The organism is Rhodoferax ferrireducens (genome assembly GCF_003347515.1).
GTDB lineage: Bacteria > Pseudomonadota > Gammaproteobacteria > Burkholderiales > Burkholderiaceae_C > Rhodoferax.
The window spans coordinates 40,928-57,192 of sequence record NZ_QEII01000232.1 but is presented as its reverse complement, the minus strand read 5'-3'; the positions used below and the strand labels follow the sequence as shown (position 1 = coordinate 57,192).

The 16,265-nt window shown below is 61.7% G+C and carries 15 protein-coding genes and 1 pseudogene; 11 read left to right on the top strand and 5 right to left on the bottom strand.

Going from position 1 to position 16,265, the window contains the following annotated elements; all coding sequences use genetic code 11:
* Positions 1-333: 333 nt before the first annotated feature.
* Positions 334-1,236 (bottom strand): LysR family transcriptional regulator, encoded by a 903-nt coding sequence (locus tag C5P05_RS04680; RefSeq protein WP_114968700.1) that lies wholly within the window; start codon positions 1,234-1,236, stop codon positions 334-336.
* Between the two features lie 128 nt (positions 1,237-1,364).
* Between C5P05_RS04680 and C5P05_RS04675 the strand changes: the two genes are divergently transcribed.
* Both C5P05_RS04675 and C5P05_RS04670 read left to right on the top strand, forming a co-directional pair.
* Entirely contained in the window at positions 1,365-1,964 is a 600-nt protein-coding gene (locus tag C5P05_RS04675) for a short chain dehydrogenase (RefSeq protein WP_114968693.1), read from the top strand.
* A 91-nt stretch (positions 1,965-2,055) separates the two neighbouring features.
* Positions 2,056-2,361: pseudogene (locus tag C5P05_RS04670) on the top strand (transposase); the annotation flags it as partial.
* 254 nt (positions 2,362-2,615) lie between these two features.
* Here C5P05_RS04670 and C5P05_RS04665 read toward each other — a convergent pair.
* Entirely contained in the window at positions 2,616-3,095 is a 480-nt protein-coding gene (locus C5P05_RS04665; RefSeq protein WP_114968692.1) for a VOC family protein, read from the bottom strand.
* Positions 3,096-3,123: 28 nt separating this feature from the next.
* Positions 3,124-3,513 (bottom strand): nuclear transport factor 2 family protein, encoded by a 390-nt coding sequence (locus C5P05_RS04660; protein WP_114968691.1) that lies wholly within the window; start codon positions 3,511-3,513, stop codon positions 3,124-3,126.
* Positions 3,514-3,795: 282 nt separating this feature from the next.
* On the opposite strand from C5P05_RS04660, the gene C5P05_RS04655 reads away from it, so the two are divergent.
* The 3 genes from C5P05_RS04655 to C5P05_RS04645 all read left to right on the top strand — a co-directional run bounded on the left by C5P05_RS04655 (position 3,796) and on the right by C5P05_RS04645 (position 6,101).
* Positions 3,796-4,164, top strand: coding sequence for a GFA family protein (locus tag C5P05_RS04655; protein WP_114968690.1), 369 nt, complete (start codon positions 3,796-3,798; stop codon positions 4,162-4,164).
* Positions 4,165-4,176: 12 nt separating this feature from the next.
* On the top strand, positions 4,177-4,830 hold the full coding sequence (locus tag C5P05_RS04650; protein WP_114968689.1) for a glutathione S-transferase family protein: 654 nt from the start codon (positions 4,177-4,179) through the stop codon (positions 4,828-4,830).
* An 80-nt stretch (positions 4,831-4,910) separates the two neighbouring features.
* Positions 4,911-6,101, top strand: coding sequence for a GntR family transcriptional regulator (locus tag C5P05_RS04645; protein WP_114968688.1), 1,191 nt, complete (start codon positions 4,911-4,913; stop codon positions 6,099-6,101).
* Here the strand turns inward: C5P05_RS04645 and C5P05_RS04640 are convergent.
* Positions 6,096-7,448: a class-II fumarase/aspartase family protein gene (locus C5P05_RS04640; protein WP_114968687.1), complete on the bottom strand. Its 1,353-nt coding sequence runs from the start codon at positions 7,446-7,448 to the stop codon at positions 6,096-6,098. The genes C5P05_RS04645 and C5P05_RS04640 overlap by 6 nt on opposite strands.
* Before the next feature lie 230 nt (positions 7,449-7,678).
* On the opposite strand from C5P05_RS04640, the gene C5P05_RS04635 reads away from it, so the two are divergent.
* From C5P05_RS04635 to C5P05_RS04610, 6 genes are all read left to right on the top strand, one after another.
* Positions 7,679-8,725: a Bug family tripartite tricarboxylate transporter substrate binding protein gene (locus C5P05_RS04635; protein WP_232834344.1), complete on the top strand. Its 1,047-nt coding sequence runs from the start codon at positions 7,679-7,681 to the stop codon at positions 8,723-8,725.
* A gap of 211 nt (positions 8,726-8,936) precedes the next feature.
* Positions 8,937-10,523 carry an MFS transporter gene (locus C5P05_RS04630; protein WP_114968685.1) on the top strand — a complete coding sequence of 529 codons (1,587 nt, stop codon included), beginning with the start codon at positions 8,937-8,939 and terminating at the stop codon, positions 10,521-10,523.
* Positions 10,524-10,779: 256 nt separating this feature from the next.
* Positions 10,780-11,997: an SAM-dependent methyltransferase gene (locus C5P05_RS04625; protein WP_114968684.1), complete on the top strand. Its 1,218-nt coding sequence runs from the start codon at positions 10,780-10,782 to the stop codon at positions 11,995-11,997.
* Entirely contained in the window at positions 11,984-13,339 is a 1,356-nt protein-coding gene (locus C5P05_RS04620) for an FAD-binding oxidoreductase (RefSeq protein ID WP_114968683.1), read from the top strand. The genes C5P05_RS04625 and C5P05_RS04620 overlap by 14 nt, the downstream gene beginning before the upstream one ends.
* Positions 13,340-13,359: 20 nt before the next feature.
* Complete coding sequence (locus C5P05_RS04615; protein ID WP_114968682.1) at positions 13,360-14,340, top strand: hypothetical protein; 981 nt, start codon at positions 13,360-13,362, stop codon at positions 14,338-14,340.
* A gap of 12 nt (positions 14,341-14,352) precedes the next feature.
* A complete protein-coding gene (locus tag C5P05_RS04610; RefSeq protein WP_114968681.1) occupies positions 14,353-15,312 on the top strand; it encodes a ribose-phosphate diphosphokinase in 960 nt (319 codons plus the stop codon).
* Here the strand turns inward: C5P05_RS04610 and C5P05_RS04605 are convergent.
* Positions 15,281-16,228 carry a hypothetical protein gene (locus tag C5P05_RS04605; protein WP_114968699.1) on the bottom strand — a complete coding sequence of 316 codons (948 nt, stop codon included), beginning with the start codon at positions 16,226-16,228 and terminating at the stop codon, positions 15,281-15,283. The two genes, C5P05_RS04610 and C5P05_RS04605, sit on opposite strands and share 32 nt — an antisense overlap.
* Positions 16,229-16,265 lie beyond the last annotated feature (37 nt).

Sequence of the window (16,265 nt, the reverse complement as noted above, 5' to 3'; positions counted from 1 at the left end):
AATGCCTTACCGATAAATCGGGGTTGGTCTGCCAACGGCAGCAATGGCCAACTTGCCAGAGCGCTATCGTCTGGAACGACGGCTATACCTTGTTGTCAGCGGTTACGACTGACTGTTGAATGGAGCCGAACTGAGCTGCCGAAAAGCAGCCTGTTGTGAGCGACTTTTTACGCTGCGTTCCGGGTCCAGGATTCGCTCCATACCTGACTTTCAATTTTGACGGTCAGCTTCCAGCGATTGTGAAAGTCGCTTGAAGACTGGTTGCTGACTTTCGCGCAAAGAAGCTGCTCGCTCCAAAGCTGGCTTTTGGTGCGCGGGTTGCAACACTTCAGCTCAAGTATGGCCCGCCGGAGCGGGCCCAAACTCGGCCAATACAAACTCAATGAAGCGGCTGAGCTTGGGCATGGGCTGCCTGTCCCTCGGGTAGACCAGGTGCACCTGGCGCGGTGGCGGGCAATAGTTGGGCAGTAGTTCCACCAGGCGCCCTTCTGCTACGTCACCGGCCAGCATCACGGAGTGCTGCATCACGATGCCAAAGCCTTCGAGCGCAGCCATGCGCAGGGCCAGGCTGTTGTTGGATTGGAAACGACTCACCGGCCAGCCACGTGCCGGGGCCTCGTTGCGGCCTAGAGCCCAGCCGCCCTTCTTGGACCAGTGTGTGAAACCCAAGCATTGGTGTTCGCTCAACTCATCGGGATGTTGCGGCGTGCCGTAGCGGTGCAAATAACTGGGCGCGGCACAAATCATCACGCCATAGTCCTTGAGGCGACGGGCCACCAAGCCGGAGTCCGTCAGCACACCGATGCGAAACGCCACATCAAAGCCTTCGTCCACGATGTTGACGACCCGGTCGTTCAGAATCAGTTCTACCTGAACCTCGGGCTGTTGCTCCAAAAAGCGCGTTAGAGCCGATGCCAGCATGACCGTGCCAAAAGACACAGGGGCGTTGATGCGCAACAGGCCCTTGGCGTTGCTGCGCAACTGTGCAGCCCCCGACTCGGCGGCCTGCACCTGCTCCAGAATCTGGCGACACTGCTCCAGATACACGCGCCCCATTTCGGTCAAGCTTTGGCGCCGTGTGGTGCGGGTAAGCAGGCGTGCGCCCAGGCGCTCTTCTAACTGCCGTATGTGCTTACCCGCCATGGGTGGTGAGATGTTGAACACCTCGGCGGCGGCGCTCAGGCTGCCGCGGTCCACGGTGGCCACGAATACCGCCATGCTTTGCAATCTGTCCACGCTGGGCATCGCTCCATTAAAAACTATTGGTTCTATATGAAGTAAATGTATACCTATTTATCTCTTATAGATTGCAATAAACAATCCCTTCATGCCCTCTCGGCATACATCAATTGAAGGAAAACAAAATGAAAGTTCTCGTAGTCGGTGCCAGCGGCACCATTGGTCAGGCCGTCGTCAAAGAGTTGTCGCCGCGTCACGAAGTCATTCAGGCTAGTCGCAGCAGCGCCACTCATCCGGTGGACATCACCCAGCCTGGGAGCATTGCGGCCTTGTTTAAGAAAGTGGGGCCTGTGGACGCGGTGGTGGCCGCCGTGGGGGACATTCATTTCGGTCCGCTGACCGAGATGACGGGCGAGCAGTTTCGCCTTGGCCTCAACAGCAAGCTCATGGGTCAGGTGGAGTTGGTCTTGCAGGGCCAAAAGTACTTGAACGACGGTGGCTCGTTCACCCTTACCAGTGGCATTGCCGTTGACGCATTCATACGCCAGATCGTCAACGCTTCGGCGGTGAACCGCGCGCTGGAAGGCTTTGCTATGGGTGCGGCCATCGAGTTGGGTCGTGGCCAGCGCATCAACGTGGTGAGTCCGACTGTGCTGACCGAATCCTTGCCGGTCTACGGCCCGTATTTCATTGGGTTTGAATCCGTGCCCGCTGCCCGCGTGGCCTTGGCCTATGCCCGCAGTGTGGATGGTGCTGGCACCGGCGAGGTCTTCCGCGTGTGGTAATTTGAAAGCTGGTTGGCTACTGCCATCAACCACCACGCTATGTCACCGCAGCTTGCTGCGCTGTACGTGGTGGCGGGTGCCGCCCTGGCGTCACGACTACTTTGTCGCCTTCGTCTGCAAGGGCCGTGGGGTCTGTCCGTTCTGAAGCACCCGGCGCATTATGCAACGCGACGGGGCTGGGCTGAACATGGTGCTGCGCATCTTCCTACGAGCCATTGCGCAAAGCCTGCAGGCACACGGCCCTGGTGCGACCCAGATGGGTAAGGCAGCCCTGCCCATCGGCGCAGTGGTTTTCATCCAACGATTCTGCGTCAGCCTGAATGGGCATGTGCACGTCCATGGGTGCATAGTTGACGGGGTATTTGAGGTCGTGGTGGATGACGAAAAGTCCACGCCCAGCAATTGCAAATGACCTTCCAGGACCCTGCCGGTCGCGGCGGTCAGCAATCGCTGCACAACCGAAATATGCCGCGCTTCATTGCTGGCTTTCAACTTTGGCGGTCAGCTTTGGAGAAGGTCGCCAGTCTCCAGCAGACTGGCTGCCGACATAGGGCTACCCGAAATGCTCGCTCCAGTCCCGACATTGACTCAAGTGTCGGAGCCACCAAGATTCCCGAGCCCTGCGGGAAACGTTTGGTTCAACCTGAGGCGTCAGCTCGCCCGCGCCGCCTCTATCGCTGCGATGTCGATCTTTCCCATCGTCATCATCGCTTCGAACGCGCGCTTGGCCACCGCGGGATCGGCATCGAACACCGCCGCAGTGAGGGCGCGGGGGGTGATCTGCCACGACAGGCCCCACCGGTCCTTGCACCAGCCGCACTCGCTTTCCTGTCCGCCATTTTTGATGATCGCGTTCCACAAGCGGTCGGTTTCGGCTTGGTCGTCGGTCGCGATCTGAAACGAGAACGCCTCGCTGTGCTTGAAGTGTGGGCCGCCATTCAGCCCGATGCAGGGGATGCCGGCCACGGTGAACTCGACCGTGAGGATATCGCCTTGCTTGCCGTCGGGATAGTCGCCCGGCGCGCGGTGGATGGCGCCCACCGCGCTGTCGGGGAATGTCTCGGCATAGAACTTTGCGGCATCGAGGGCGGTGCCGTCGTACCAGAGGCAGATCGTGTTCTTGCTGACCATTTCGTTTCTCCTGAAAAGTTGAAGATGCTCAGTGAGCATTGATCGGCGTCTCCGTGTGCATGGCACAGCGCCAGCCGTGCTCGGTCTTGACCCAGGTCGAGGTGTCGTTCATTTCCTGTTCAGTGGTCGCGCCCTTGCCGCGCGGCGCGACACCCTGCCTGACGCGGTAGGAAAGGATCGCCGTCGAGTCGTTTGGAAATATGATCTCCATGTCGTTGAGTTCGAACGAGTTGACGACCATGGAGCCGTGGTCAGCCATTTTGCGGTAGCCCGCATGGTCGAATTTCATCGCGCCGTGCGCGCTGACCATGAGCGCCGGCTCGCAGAGCAGGTCCAGCGTCACGTCGGTCTCCTGGTCCACCATCGACTGCCAAAACTTCGTTTCGAGGTCGACCAGGGTCGAGCTTGGGTTCTGCATCTCGGTCTCCTTGCAATGAGAAGACTCCAATCGTCCTCGTCGCGGGGACTTCCGTCAATCGGACTGTGCTGACGCGGTTGTAGGAATCCGCCTACGCCTGCACGCTGGGCGGCCTGTTGTGGCAAGACCGCCCGCGTGCCTGAAGAATCGTGAGGATGGAGGGAAGCCGACTCGCGCGCATTTGCAAATTTTAAACAAACCTGACATGAATTGACAGGTATGGCTTGTTAGGCTTGAGCTTGAAATTTTCTCGTACACCACATCCATTGAGAGGACAAAGCCATGAGCATCAAGGGAAGCTGCCATTGCAAGGCGACACAATTCGAGGTCAGTGAGGCGCCCGCCAGCGTTACCCACTGCACCTGCTCGTTCTGTTCGAAGCGTGGGGCTCTTCACGCCTACTATCGACCGAACCAATTCAAACTCACGACCGCGCGCGACCGCGTTAGTACCTACCAATGGCGCTCTTACAGTTGCCAGCACCACCACTGCGCCATTTGCGGATGTGCCACTTATACCGAGACCCCGGATTTCTCAAGCGGCGTGGCTGACTTCGATAATCCGATAATCTCGGTCAACGCGCGCTTGCTTGACGATTTCGATCTCGCGGCAGTCCCCGTCAAAATCATCGACGGAAAAAACCTTTGGTAAGGAGTCAGCACCATGATCAATAGCGAAACCATCACCTTGTTTCACGCGCCGCAATCCCGCTCGTCAGGCACGCTGATGTTGCTTGAAGAGCTCGGCGCTCCCTTCGAACTGCACTTGCTCAACATGAAGGCGGGCGAGCAGCGCCAGGGCGCCTATCTGGCGGTCAATCCGCTCGGCAAGGTGCCGGCCATCCAGCATCGTGGAGAACTCGTCACCGAACAGGTGGCGATTTTTATTTATCTCGCCGACCTGTTTCCCAAAGCCGGCCTGGCGCCGGCGATTGGCGATCCCCTGCGTGGCCCCTATCTGCGCTGGATGGTCTATTACGCAGCCTGCTACGAACCCGCTTTGGTCGATCGGGCGATGAAGCGCGAGCCGGCACCGCTGTCAATGTCGACTTATGGCGATTTCGACACCATGCTTGGCACTATCGTCGATCAGCTAACTGGCTCGCCCTATCTGCTTGGGCATACTTTTTCTGCGGCGGACCTTTTGTGGGGCATGGGGCTTCAATGGGGAACGATGTTCAAGATCGTGCCGGAAACCCCGGTTATCGCGGACTATGTGAAGCGTGTGAGCGCGCGGCCCAGTTTTGCCAAAGTCGCCGCGATGGATGCTGAATGGGCTGCCGAACACGCGGCAGCCCTGAACGCGATGCAAAAATGAGGCCGGGATGAGGTTCTGCGGGTGATGGCGAGTGTCTGATGCCATGTAGCGATCCACATCGCTGAAATGTGTTGTATTGTATGAATATGCGTAATACAAGCTCCGATCTGGAACAGTTTCTTGACCAACTCGCCCGCGACGCCCGCCCCGGCGATCGCCTGCCGCCGATTCGCGATTTGATGCGTCGCTTCGGCGCCTCGCAAATGTTGGTCCAGCGGGCCTTCCAAAGCCTGAAAGCCCGGGGATTGATCGCCTCGCAGGTCGGTCGCGGAACCTATTTCCAGGTGGAGGGAGGGCCGGCGATCGTCAGCGCCGGCGCCACCAGTGCTGGCTCAATCAGTGTCGGTGCCCGGTCGTCGTCGGTGCGCTCCGTGCTGTTGCTGCGTCGCTCGATCAGCATCGTGCGCGGCCGCGTGTTGTTGGAAGGCCTGCAGCGACGCTTCACCGCCGATGGACATAGGGTGCTGGAGGTCTCCTACACCGATCCCGACCATGCGCGCACGGTCTTGAAAGGCTTGCCGAACTTCGATGCCTGCGTGATTCAATCGACCTTCAAAACCATCACCATCGAGGTCCTCGCCGCCTTGCGGGAGAAATGCGAGGTTCTGGCCGTGGACGGTGCGGCGCTCGCCGGCACGGACGTCGATGCCGTCGGCATGGAATGGGGCGAGCCCCTGGCCACGGCGATCGCGCTCCTGCAGCAACAAGGCCATCGTCGCATTGCCTATGCCACCACGTCGCAGCCGTTCCTGGCCAGCCAGCTGGGGCGGCGGCGCTTCGACTACCTGCAAAGCACCCTGACAGGTGTCGAGTTGCAGGCGATCAGCGTGCCGTATCTGCCGGATGAAAATTACGAAACCGGGCTGGTGGACATGATCAAGGCCAGCCTGGATGCATCGGGGCGGCCACCGTTCACGGCGCTGGTGGCGTGGGGCATCGAGGATGGCGCCAAGGTCCGCCGGCTGCTGTCGGATATCGGGTTGGCCATTCCCGCAGCGCTGAGCGTGGTGCTGTTGGGGCGTACCGATCTCGCGAACGAGCACGCCGATTTCTTCGACACCATCGGGTGCAGCGTGGCGGATCAAATCGAGTGCCTGTACCAGGCGATCACGGCACGCTGGGCCGAGCCATCCACGCCCTACGGCGTGCGGTTGATTCCCGTCGCCACGCGGACCGGCGAATCGATAGCGGCGCCGCCGAAGTCGGATGGGCCGCAGGCCTCTCGCAAGCTGGTCAAAACCAGCGGCGAGGCACTTGCCGCAGGTTCATGAGCAGCCCGTCACGCGCGCGACCGTCTCGACCGTGATCGCCACCGATTCGCCTACGTAGGCACTCGCATCCAGCGCCTGCGCCAAATCCTGCGGCAGCTCGTGTTTGGCAAACCGCGGAAGCTCGCTGATGCTGGCCAGAAAGGGCACGCCGTCGGATTGGGCGCGCTGGGCCGCCTCGTAGAGCAGTTGATGTGCTTCGTGTCGCCCCATCAGCTTGGTCAGGCGCATCATCACGGCCTCTGAGGCGATCAGGCCGTTTGACAGATCGAGGTTGCGGCGCATCGCCTCGGGGTAGACGACCAGGCCCTGTGCCAAGGTGCTCAAGGTCTCGGCGATGGAGGTCGCGATGATTGCGATTTCCGGCAGCAGCGTATCGGTCACGTTGGTCGCGGAGGAATCACCTTCGTCCATGCGCACCATGGCTTCGAGCGCTGGCGGCAGCCGTGCACGCAACATGCGCGCCAGGCTAGTCAACAACAGCGCGGTGGATGGATTGCGCTTTTGCGCCATGGTCGAACTACCGACCTTGCCCATGTGGAAGGCCTCTGCCACCTCGCCGATCTCGGTGCGCTGCATGAACACGACATCTTGCGCGATCTTTTGCGCCGTGCCGGCCAGCAGGCCCAGCGCCGAGATGTAGTCGCTGACGCGGTCGTACGAGGCGCGCATCGGCAGCCCGGCCGGTTGCAGCCCGAGCTGTTCGGCCATCCGGGCCTCGACCCGGCGGCCCGCGTCACCCATCGCCGCGAACGTCCCGATGGCGCCGCCCAGGCAGGCGACGAACGACGAGGCCAGGCGCTGCTGCAGCCGGTCGCGATCCCGGTCCAGTTCGTCGATCCAGCCGGCCAGCTTGAAGCCGAAGGTCATGGGCAAGGCATGCTGGCCGTGCGTGCGGCCCGGCATCACGGTGGCCTGGTGCGCCAGCGCCAGTTGGCCGAAGGCGGCGATGGCCCTGTCCAGGTGGCCGACCAACAGTTGGTGCGTCTCCAACATCTGCAAGGAACTGGCGGTGTCGAAGATGTTCTGGGTCGTGGCCCCCCAGTGGATGAAGCCGGCCGCAGGCTCGCCGCAGAGTTCTTCGAACTGGTGCAGCACGGGAACCAGCGGGTGCTGCGCGAAGGCGATGTCGCGCGACAGGCGCTCCAGATCGAACTGCCTGGCATCAGCATTTTGCGCGATGATTTTGGCCGCGTCGGCCGGGATGATGCCCAGTTCGGCTTGGGCCCGGGCCAGCGCTGCTTCGACGGCGAGCCAGGCCTGCAGGGTGGCGACATCGCTCCAGATGCGCTTGGCGTCGCTGCTGAACCAGTGGCCGGTGATAAACGATTCGAACATGCCGATCTTCATGGGGTGACTCCAGTCAGGGGTTGGGTGTCGTGAGATGTGCGTATCGTACATATTGTATTTGTTATCGCAATGATGTTCAATATTTTGCGGGTATTTTCTTCCTTGTTTCATTGGTGAGTTCGTCAGAGGTGTATGCTGAAAATACATTTACTTGAATAATGTGTAATGTATTCATACAATGCGTACGCCAACGCCACAACGTTGACGCTTAACCTAACCTGGAGACGACCTTGAAGACATTCCCCTTCCCGCCTGCCGCAGCAAGCTCCCTGACGGCGGCCTTCTCGAAACACGCGCAGTCATCAATGAAGCGCAGACTGCTGAAACTGCTGGCCGTGCTGAGCGCCGGCGCGCTACTGCCCGGGATGGGCCATGCGCAATCGGACAAGCCAATCTCGCTGGTGGTGGGCTATTCCGCCGGTGGCAGTGCCGACTTCGTCGCCCGCGTCGTCGGTGCCGAATTGGGCAAGCGCCTGGGGCGCACGGTCATCATCGAGAACGTCGCGGGCGGCAGCGGCATGATCGCCGTGCAGAAGGTGCTCAATGCGCCGGCGGACGGCAACATCATCTACATGGGCGGCACCGACACCGTCGTCGTGCCCATGGTCAACGCCAGGGTCAAGCTGGATTGGGAGAAAGACCTTGAGCCGGTCGGACGCATGACCACGGTGCCGATGATCCTCGCCGTTCCCGCGAGCTCGCCTTATGCAACGCTGTCAGATCTCGTCAGCGCACTGCGCAAGAGCGGCAAGGAAAGTTTCAACTACGCAACCCCGGGCATTGCGACGATGCAGCACATCTACGGGTCGCTCATCAACAAACAGGCGAAGGTCGAGATGCTGCATGTGCCCTACCGTGGCGGCGCCCAGATTGCCAACGACCTCGTCGGCGGTCAGGTCGACAGCGCGGTGCTGGTCCTGTCAACGGCCATGCCCTTTCTCAAGGAAGGCAAGATCAAGGCCCTGTCGGTGTCCGACACCGCTCGCGTACCGCAGTTGCCGAACGTCAAGCGCATTGGCGAGGAGGACGGATTCAACGGCATGTCACTGCCGCTCTGGCAAGGTTTGTTCGTGAAATCGGGAACGCCGGCCGCGACCGTCGCCGCTTACGAGAAGGCCCTGCTCGGCGCCATCGCGCAGCCCGAGGTGCGCACGAAACTGGCGGAAGCCGGCATCACGGTCGCCCCGCTGAACGGGCGTGAACTGCGCGCCTTCGTCGGTCCCCAGGCCACGCTGTACCGCGACATCGTGAAGGCCAACAAGATTACGATGGAGTGATCGATGGCGCTGGGTATTTCAAATGCCATATTGGCCTCTAGCCAGCGTGGAATGTGCGCAATAAGCTATGTATTTGATAGCGTTAACGAGCGCCCGCCGGCTCCGCTACTGCGAACCGGCCTTGGCCTGCGCAATGAGGGCAGCGACCCCAAGCTGGATAAGCAATAGGCGCTACCATTCAGCGCTTCACAACCCAGCGGTTGCCGCACTTATGACCACAGTTCCTGTTCTCGCCGACCGCCAACACCCCTGGGCTTTTTCAGTGGGCTGTGTTGCGGTGACGGCGGGCGTGTTGTTGCACCTGCCCATGTTCTGGATGGGGCGGAACATGGGCTTTCGCTTGGCCGACATGCCCATGGACGATGGCATGTGGTGGGGCATGGTGCTGATCGTGGTGGGCATCTTGGTCGCGATGTATGGTCTGCGCCCGCGCAAGCCGGTGGAGTCCGATGGACAGCATCACCATGTGATCGTGCTAGCGCCCGAGGATGCGCCCCTGGGCGGCGCGCACTGGCTGTTGATGCTGGTGTTGACCATCGCCCTCATCATTGACGTGATGAAGCCCGCCAGCCTGGGCTTTGTCGTGCCTGGCATGAAGGCCGAGTACAACGTGTCCACGGTCATGGTGGCCTGGTTGCCTTTTGCAGCGCTGTGCGGCACGGTGATTGGCTCGGTGGTCTGGGGGCTGCTGGCTGATTTGTATGGCCGGCGCGCGTCCATCTTGCTGTCGGCCGTGATGTTTGTTGGCACCTCTATTTGTGGTGCCATGCCCTCGTTCTGGTGGAACGTGGGCATGTGTTTCCTGATGGGCGCCGCTGCCGGCGGGATGCTCCCCGTGACCTATGCCTTGCTGGCGGAGACCATGCCGTCGCGTCAGCGCGGTTGGGTGCTGGTGCTGGTGGGCGGTCTGGGGTCGGTGGGTGGCTATCTGGCGGCCAGCGGGTTTTCAGCCTGGCTGGAGCCAATATTCAGTTGGCGAGTTCTTTGGTTTCTGAACCTGCCGACCGGTCTGATCCTGATTTTCCTGAACCGACTGATTCCGGAGTCCCCCAAGTTTCTCGTGGCACAGGGCCACCTGCGCGAAGCCAACGAGATGTTGCGCCGGTTTGGCTGTGTGGCCAAGGACGTGGTGGATCATGAGCCGGAACCGCCCGAGCGGCCTGTCACCGTGTTAACGGCCAGTCCGCGCATAGCGGGCACCACCTGGGCCTTGAGCATCACGGCGCTGGCCTGGGGGCTGATCAACTTCGGCCTGCTGCTGTGGATGCCTGCTCATCTGGTGGCCAAGGGCTATTCGATGGAGTTGTCCAGCAAACTGCTGGCCTCGTCCGCCTTGATTGCGCTGCCCACCGTGTTCGTCGCCGCTTTTTTGTACAGCCGCTGGAGTAGCAAGGGGGCCTTGATGGGCGCGATTGTGGTCAGCGCCCTGGGTCTCGTTGGCGTGATCCATCTGGAGCTGTCCGCAGGCACCAGCGTGAGCCCGGTGTGGAGTATTGCGCTGCTGATTGTCGGCATCAACGGCATCATCGCCATGCTCTTGCCCTACGCGGCTGAGAGTTATCCGTTAAAGATACGCGGGCGCGCCACCGGTTGGGTGGCAGCCTGCACCAAGGGCGGCGGCCTGATTGCCCAGTTGCTCGGCTTGCTGGCGCTGGCCCCTTCGCTGCTGGCCGGCGCCTGGATGGTGATGGTGCCGGTGCTGCTGGCCCTGGGGCTGGTGGGCTGGTACTGCGTCGAAACGCGGGGACGCGATCTGCGGGACTTTGAGGCCAAATCCCGTCCGGCGACTCAAGTGTAGACACCGTTCGGTGTTGCTTGTGAAATATCAAGCCGCCCGTTATCCGGTGTCATTAGAGTGGGTTCGACTGTCAATATTTCGGGAGAAATTTGACCATGCTGAACGCATTGAAGGAAACCGGTAAGACCCTGGGTCGCGAAATCAGTCGTGCCCGGGAAAGACTGTCGGAAGGCGGGTGACGCATGCGGGCGAAGTTAGCCCGCATATTCACCTTCTGTTGGCATCCGGGCATGGGCACCCAAGTGGAGGACTCCGCATGCTTTTTCTCCTGCAGAACATTGTTGACTCCTTGCATACCCGCACCGGCGTGCCATTTGCGATTGAGCTGCCCGATGGTGGCTGCTACCGTGCCGGCCTGGGCGAGCCGGTGTTCACCGTGCTGTTCCACACCGACGCCGCGCTGCTGCAGGCCTTCACGCGTGGGCACCTGGGGCTGCTCGAATCGTATTTCGACCAGAGCGTTGACGTCGAGGGCGATTACGGGGCGGCACTGGCGGCTGGCATGCTCAGTGGCCTGGATACGCAGGGCAAGGCCTTGCTCAATGTCGAGAACAGTCTCCACGAACTGCGCCATTCCAACCAGAGCAGGGCGCAGGCGAAGGCCAATGCCCGCATTCACTATGGCCTGGGCGCCGAGTTCTATCGCCTTTGGCTCGATGATCCGCTGATGATGTACACCTGCGCTTACTGGCCTGAAGGCACGCAAACGCTGGAACAGGCGCAGGCGCACAAGATCGACCATGTCTGCCGCAAGATCCGGCTGGCGCGCGGCGAGAACTTCGTCGACATCGGTTGCGGCTTTGGCGGCTTTCTGTTCCGCGCCTGGGAAACGCTCGGTGCCACCGGGACCGGTCTCAACACCGCAACCGAGCAGGTGGACTGGTTGCGCAGCGAGATCACGCGCCGCGACCTGGGCGAACAGCTCTCGGTGCGCGAGGCCGACTTCCGCGCGGTCGATGGCCAGTACGACAAGGTGGTCTCCATCGGCGTGCTCGAACACGCTGGGCGCGATCAGCTGGGCGCCGTGGTGCAGGCGCACGCCAACCTCCTGAAGCCCGGCGGACTGGGCCTGCTGCATTTCATCGGCCATATCGGACCGCGCGAGACAGACCTCTTCATCCGCAAGCACATATTCCCCGGTGGCTGGATTCCGGCCTTGTCCGAGGTGATTGTTGAGATGGAGCGCAGCGGCCTGGAGGTGCTTGACATCGAGAACCTGCGCCGACACTACGCCTTGACGCTGGACGAGTGGGCCCGGCGATTTGAGACGCAATGGGGTGTCATCCAGGCCCTCGACCCGCAGCGCTTTGATGAACGCTTTTACCGGGTCTGGCGGACCTACTTGATGGGTTGCGCCGAGATGTTCCGTTCGCCGGTGGGCTACACCCATTTGTTCCAGATCGTCTTCAGCAAGGGCCATGTCACCCCGACCAGCTACCCGATGAGCCGGGCGTATCTGTATGACGCATCATGAAATGGCCCATGCCAGTCGCCGGGCCGAACTGGCCGCCGCGATGCAGTCCAGTGGTGCGGGCAGCGCGGCGCCGCTGGGTCTGGGCAAGCGCTGTTCCAACCTGTTTCGCGACCGCCGCGAGGCGCCCAAGCGCCGATTGGACCTGAGTTCTTTTTGCCATGTGCTCGACATCGACACGAGCAGCGGCTGGGTCGATGTGGAAGGCCTGACGACGTACGAGGAACTGGTGGCGCACACCCTGCCGCACGGCGTCATGCCGGCGGTGGTGCCGCAGCTCAAGACCATTACCGTGGGGGGCGCGGCCGCCGGCGTCGGCATTGAAGCGACCTCGCACCGGCAGGGTTTGGTTCACGACACATTGCTGGCGCTTGACGTGTTGCTGCCCGACGGTCAAGTCGTGCACTGCACGCCAGACAATGAATACCGCGACCTGTTCTTCGGCTTTTCCAATTCCTACGGCACCCTCGGTTATGCGCTGCGCCTGCGCCTGCGCACCTTGCCGGTCAAGCCCTATGTCAAGGTGGCGCATCTGCCGTTTGACGCGCCAGGCGCATTTTTCAGCGCGCTCGCGGGGCAGTGCCAGGGTGATGCCGACTTTGTCGATGGCGTGGTGTTCGGCGCGCAACAGCAGGTCATCAACCGTGCCTGCTTTGTCGATGCCGCGCCCTGGCTCAGCGACTACAGTTTCGAGCACATCTACTACCGTTCCTTGCTGGACAGGGGCGTTGATTACCTGACGGTGCAGGACTACATCTGGCGCTGGGACACGGACTGGTTCTGGTGCTCGAAGAACCTGCATGCGCAGCAGCCGCTGGTGCGGCGTCTGCTCGGCCGGAGCCGGCTCAATTCACGCTTTTATACCCGGGTTATGCGCTGGAACGCGCGCTGGGGCGTGACGCGCCGCCTGGCGCGCTGGCGCGGGCATTTTACCGAATCCGTGATTCAGGATGTCGATATTCCGATCGCCAGCGCCTCAGATTTCCTTGCCTTTTTGCTGCGAGAAATCGGCATCCTGCCGGTCTGGATTTGCCCGGTACGCGGGCCGGCGCCGGCGGCGGAGTTCACGCTGTATCCGTTGACGCCTGACACGCTTTATGTGAACTTTGGCTTCTGGGATGTAGTCGAAACCACACAGTCGTACGAGCCGGGTCACTTCAACCGGCTGGTGGAGCGCGAGGTGATGCGACTGGGCGGCATCAAGTCCCTCTACTCGGACAGCTACTTCGCACCGGATGAGTTTGCCCAAGCCTACGGGCTGGCGCACTATCAGGCGCTCAAGGCCCGGTACGACCCGGCCGGGCGCATGCTCGGACTTTATGAAAAATGCGTGCTGCGCGCATGAGTTGAATGGGGAGATAAAAAATGCACATCGATGTATGCAATGGCGATGCCGACGGCCTGTGTTCCGTCGTGCAGTGGCGCTTGCACGAGCCGCAGGCGGCCCAGTTGATCACCGGACTGAAACGCGACATTGAGCTACTGGAGCGGGTCCAGGCCGGGCGCGGCGACCATGTGCTGGTGTGCGATCTGTCCCTGCGGCGCAACCGGCCAGCGCTGCTGCGCTTGCTGGAGGACGGTGTGTCGGTGCGCTACTTCGATCATCACCAGGTGGACGACATCCCGCTGCATCCGCTGCTGGAGACGCATATTGACGTGGCCAGCAACACCTGCACCAGTCTGCTGGTGGATCACTACCTAGGCGGGCGGTTTCGGGCGTGGGCCGTGGTCGGCGCTTATGGCGACAACCTGACCGGCGTGGCCGAGGGCCTGGCCGTGGCATTGGGTTTGTCTTTTGACGACCGCAGGCGCCTGCAAATCTTGGGCGAGTCGATCAACTACAACGCCTATGGCGACAGCGAGGAGGATGTACATATCGCACCGGCGCAGCTGTATGAACTTCTCGTTCGCTATCCGGATCCTCTGATGTTTCTGGAACACGAATTCATTGGACAGGAGCTTGACGACCGGCGCCAAAGCGATCTGCGACGGGCGCAAACCTTGCGCCCGTCTTTGCAGAACGCGCAGGTGCGCGTCTACGTTCTGCCGGATGCGCCATGGAGCCGGCGCGTGTCCGGCAGCTTTATCAACGTTCTCGCCGCGGCGCATCCCCAGTTTGCCCATGCCTTGCTGACAGCCACGGCCTTGGGTGACTACCTCGTCAGCGTGCGCGCGCCCGTGAATGCGCCGGTGGGCGCGGCGGAGTTTTGTCGCCGTTATGGGGGCGATGGACGGGGCGGGGCGGCGGGCATCGATCATTTGCCGGCGCAACAGCTGGAGCGCTTCGTGGAGGAGTTTTCAGGCACTCCGTGGGGAAACTTGCCGGCGGCTGTAGGCCATTCATGAAAGGGTCAAGGGATGATGCTTTTTTCGCTGGACGCCGATGCCACGTTTGCGCGCGGACTGGCCGCCAATCTGGGGGTGTCGCTGGCGCCGCATGAGAATCGCGGCTTTGAGGATGGTGAGCACAAGCTCAGGCCACTGATGGACCCGCGCGGCAGTGATGCTTACGTCATTCACAGCCTGTACGGCGATCCGCAGAACAGCCCGCATGACAAGCTGATGCAGCTCTGGATGTTCATTGCCACCTTGCGCGAGCACGGCGCGGCGCGCACCACGGCGGTGGTGCCCTATCTCGCCTACGCCCGCAAAGACCGGCAGACCAAACCATTCGATCCGGTCACGCTGCGTTGTGTGGCCCAGTTGTTCGAGGCCGTCGGCACCTCGCAGCTGATCGTGTTGGAGGCCCACAACGTGGCGGCGTTCCAGAACGCCTTTCGTTGCCCGACCATGCACCTTGAAGCGCACCACGCCTTCGACCGGCTGGTCGCCGACCTGGTTGGCCAGGACGCGCTGGCGGTGGCCTCGCCTGACCCCGGGGGCGTGAAACGTGCCCAACTCTGGCGTGAATCGCTGGAGAAGACACTTCAGCGCCCGGTCGGCTTTGCCATGGTCGACAAGCGCCGCAGTGCGGGCGTGGTCAGCAGTGACAAGCTGGTGGCCGGCGATGTGTCTGGCATGACGGTGTTGTTGATTGACGACCTCATCGCCAGCGGCGACACCCTGCGGCGTGCTGCGGTCGCGCTACGCCTGGCGGGGGCGACCGAGGTGGTGGCCTGTGCCGCGCATGGCCTCTTCATCGGTTCGGCGGCGGATGCACTGGCGGATGACAGCATTTCGAAAATCATCGTGACGGACAGCGTGCCGGCATTCCGGCTGCCTCCGACCGGTGCGGTGCGTGGCAAGCTCGTTTGTGCATCGGCGGCCTGGCTGTTTGCACTGGCCATCAAGGCGAGTCATGCGACATGGCTGCGCTAAAGGCCTCGCTGGCCGCCAGGGCACGCGCGATGTACCTCTGTGTCAACGGCGTCCACTTTTCAGGCAAACGCGGTTGTGGGTCCAGCAAATGCGCCATCGCCAGCCGGGCGCGCACCAAGGCACGGTGCGCGGTATAAAAGTGTAGCAAGGCGGGGTGAGGGCGGTCGTTCAGTGCGTGGGAGATGCCGGACATGAGTTGCGGGCCAATCCATGGTGCGCCCGCCATGGCACATTCCAGGCTCAGATAGGCGATTTCATCAAGCGGGTCGACCTGGCGCAATTGGGCGTTGAATTCCAGGCAGTCAATCACCACGGGCGGCCGTAGCAGGCAGACATGTTCCGGACGCAGATCGCCGTGCCCATCCCGCACATGCTGGCCGGCCGCGCGTTCGCGTAACAAATCGGCGCCCTGGTTGATGGCTTCGCCAAGGCGTTCAATGGCCAGCGTTGCATCCCGAAGCTGAAATTGCGGGCGCAGCAAGACCTCACGGGTTGATGCCTGCTCATACTGGAAGCGGGCCAGGTAGTCGTCCGCGCTGACGGATGCGATCGGTGCGGAGCGAAAAAATGCGCCCAGCACATTAACCAGGGCTTCAATATCCGGCGGCACCAGTTGCTGGCTCGCCATCAATCGGTCAAGCATCCGATCGGGCGGCAGTCGCCGCATCAAGACCAGCCAGTCGACGGTCTCGCCAGGGGCGGGTAGTTGCGCGTCGGGCACCAGCGAGAAGGCGTCGTCGCACCACTGCAGCGCCACCACGCCGAGATACACGCCCGGCGCCATGCGCCCATTTAGCCGCACTTCTTCCCGGCAATAGAATTCCCGCGCCTGCAGGGTGGTGAAGTCGAGGAAAGGAAAGCAAACCGCTTTTTTGAGTTTGAAAACTTGCTGGCCCACCAGAAAAACCCACGACATGTGGGTCTCAATGCATTCCAGATCTTGATGGGAGCCG

Excerpts from the sequence above, each read along its gene's own strand:
- C5P05_RS04675 (WP_114968693.1), top strand. The coding sequence starts at position 1,365 with ATGAAAGTTCTCGTAGTCGGTGCCAGCGGCACCATTGGTCAGGCCGTC.
- C5P05_RS04665 (WP_114968692.1), bottom strand. The coding sequence starts at position 3,095 with ATGGTCAGCAAGAACACGATCTGCCTCTGGTACGACGGCACCGCCCTC.
- C5P05_RS04660 (WP_114968691.1), bottom strand. The coding sequence starts at position 3,513 with ATGCAGAACCCAAGCTCGACCCTGGTCGACCTCGAAACGAAGTTTTGG.
- C5P05_RS04655 (WP_114968690.1), top strand. The coding sequence starts at position 3,796 with ATGAGCATCAAGGGAAGCTGCCATTGCAAGGCGACACAATTCGAGGTC.
- C5P05_RS04650 (WP_114968689.1), top strand. The coding sequence starts at position 4,177 with ATGATCAATAGCGAAACCATCACCTTGTTTCACGCGCCGCAATCCCGC.
- C5P05_RS04645 (WP_114968688.1), top strand. The coding sequence starts at position 4,911 with ATGAATATGCGTAATACAAGCTCCGATCTGGAACAGTTTCTTGACCAA.
- C5P05_RS04640 (WP_114968687.1), bottom strand. The coding sequence starts at position 7,448 with ATGAAGATCGGCATGTTCGAATCGTTTATCACCGGCCACTGGTTCAGC.
- C5P05_RS04630 (WP_114968685.1), top strand. The coding sequence starts at position 8,937 with ATGACCACAGTTCCTGTTCTCGCCGACCGCCAACACCCCTGGGCTTTT.
- C5P05_RS04625 (WP_114968684.1), top strand. The coding sequence starts at position 10,780 with ATGCTTTTTCTCCTGCAGAACATTGTTGACTCCTTGCATACCCGCACC.
- C5P05_RS04620 (WP_114968683.1), top strand. The coding sequence starts at position 11,984 with ATGACGCATCATGAAATGGCCCATGCCAGTCGCCGGGCCGAACTGGCC.
- C5P05_RS04615 (WP_114968682.1), top strand. The coding sequence starts at position 13,360 with ATGCACATCGATGTATGCAATGGCGATGCCGACGGCCTGTGTTCCGTC.
- C5P05_RS04610 (WP_114968681.1), top strand. The coding sequence starts at position 14,353 with ATGATGCTTTTTTCGCTGGACGCCGATGCCACGTTTGCGCGCGGACTG.
- C5P05_RS04605 (WP_114968699.1), bottom strand. The coding sequence starts at position 16,228 with ATGTCGTGGGTTTTTCTGGTGGGCCAGCAAGTTTTCAAACTCAAAAAA.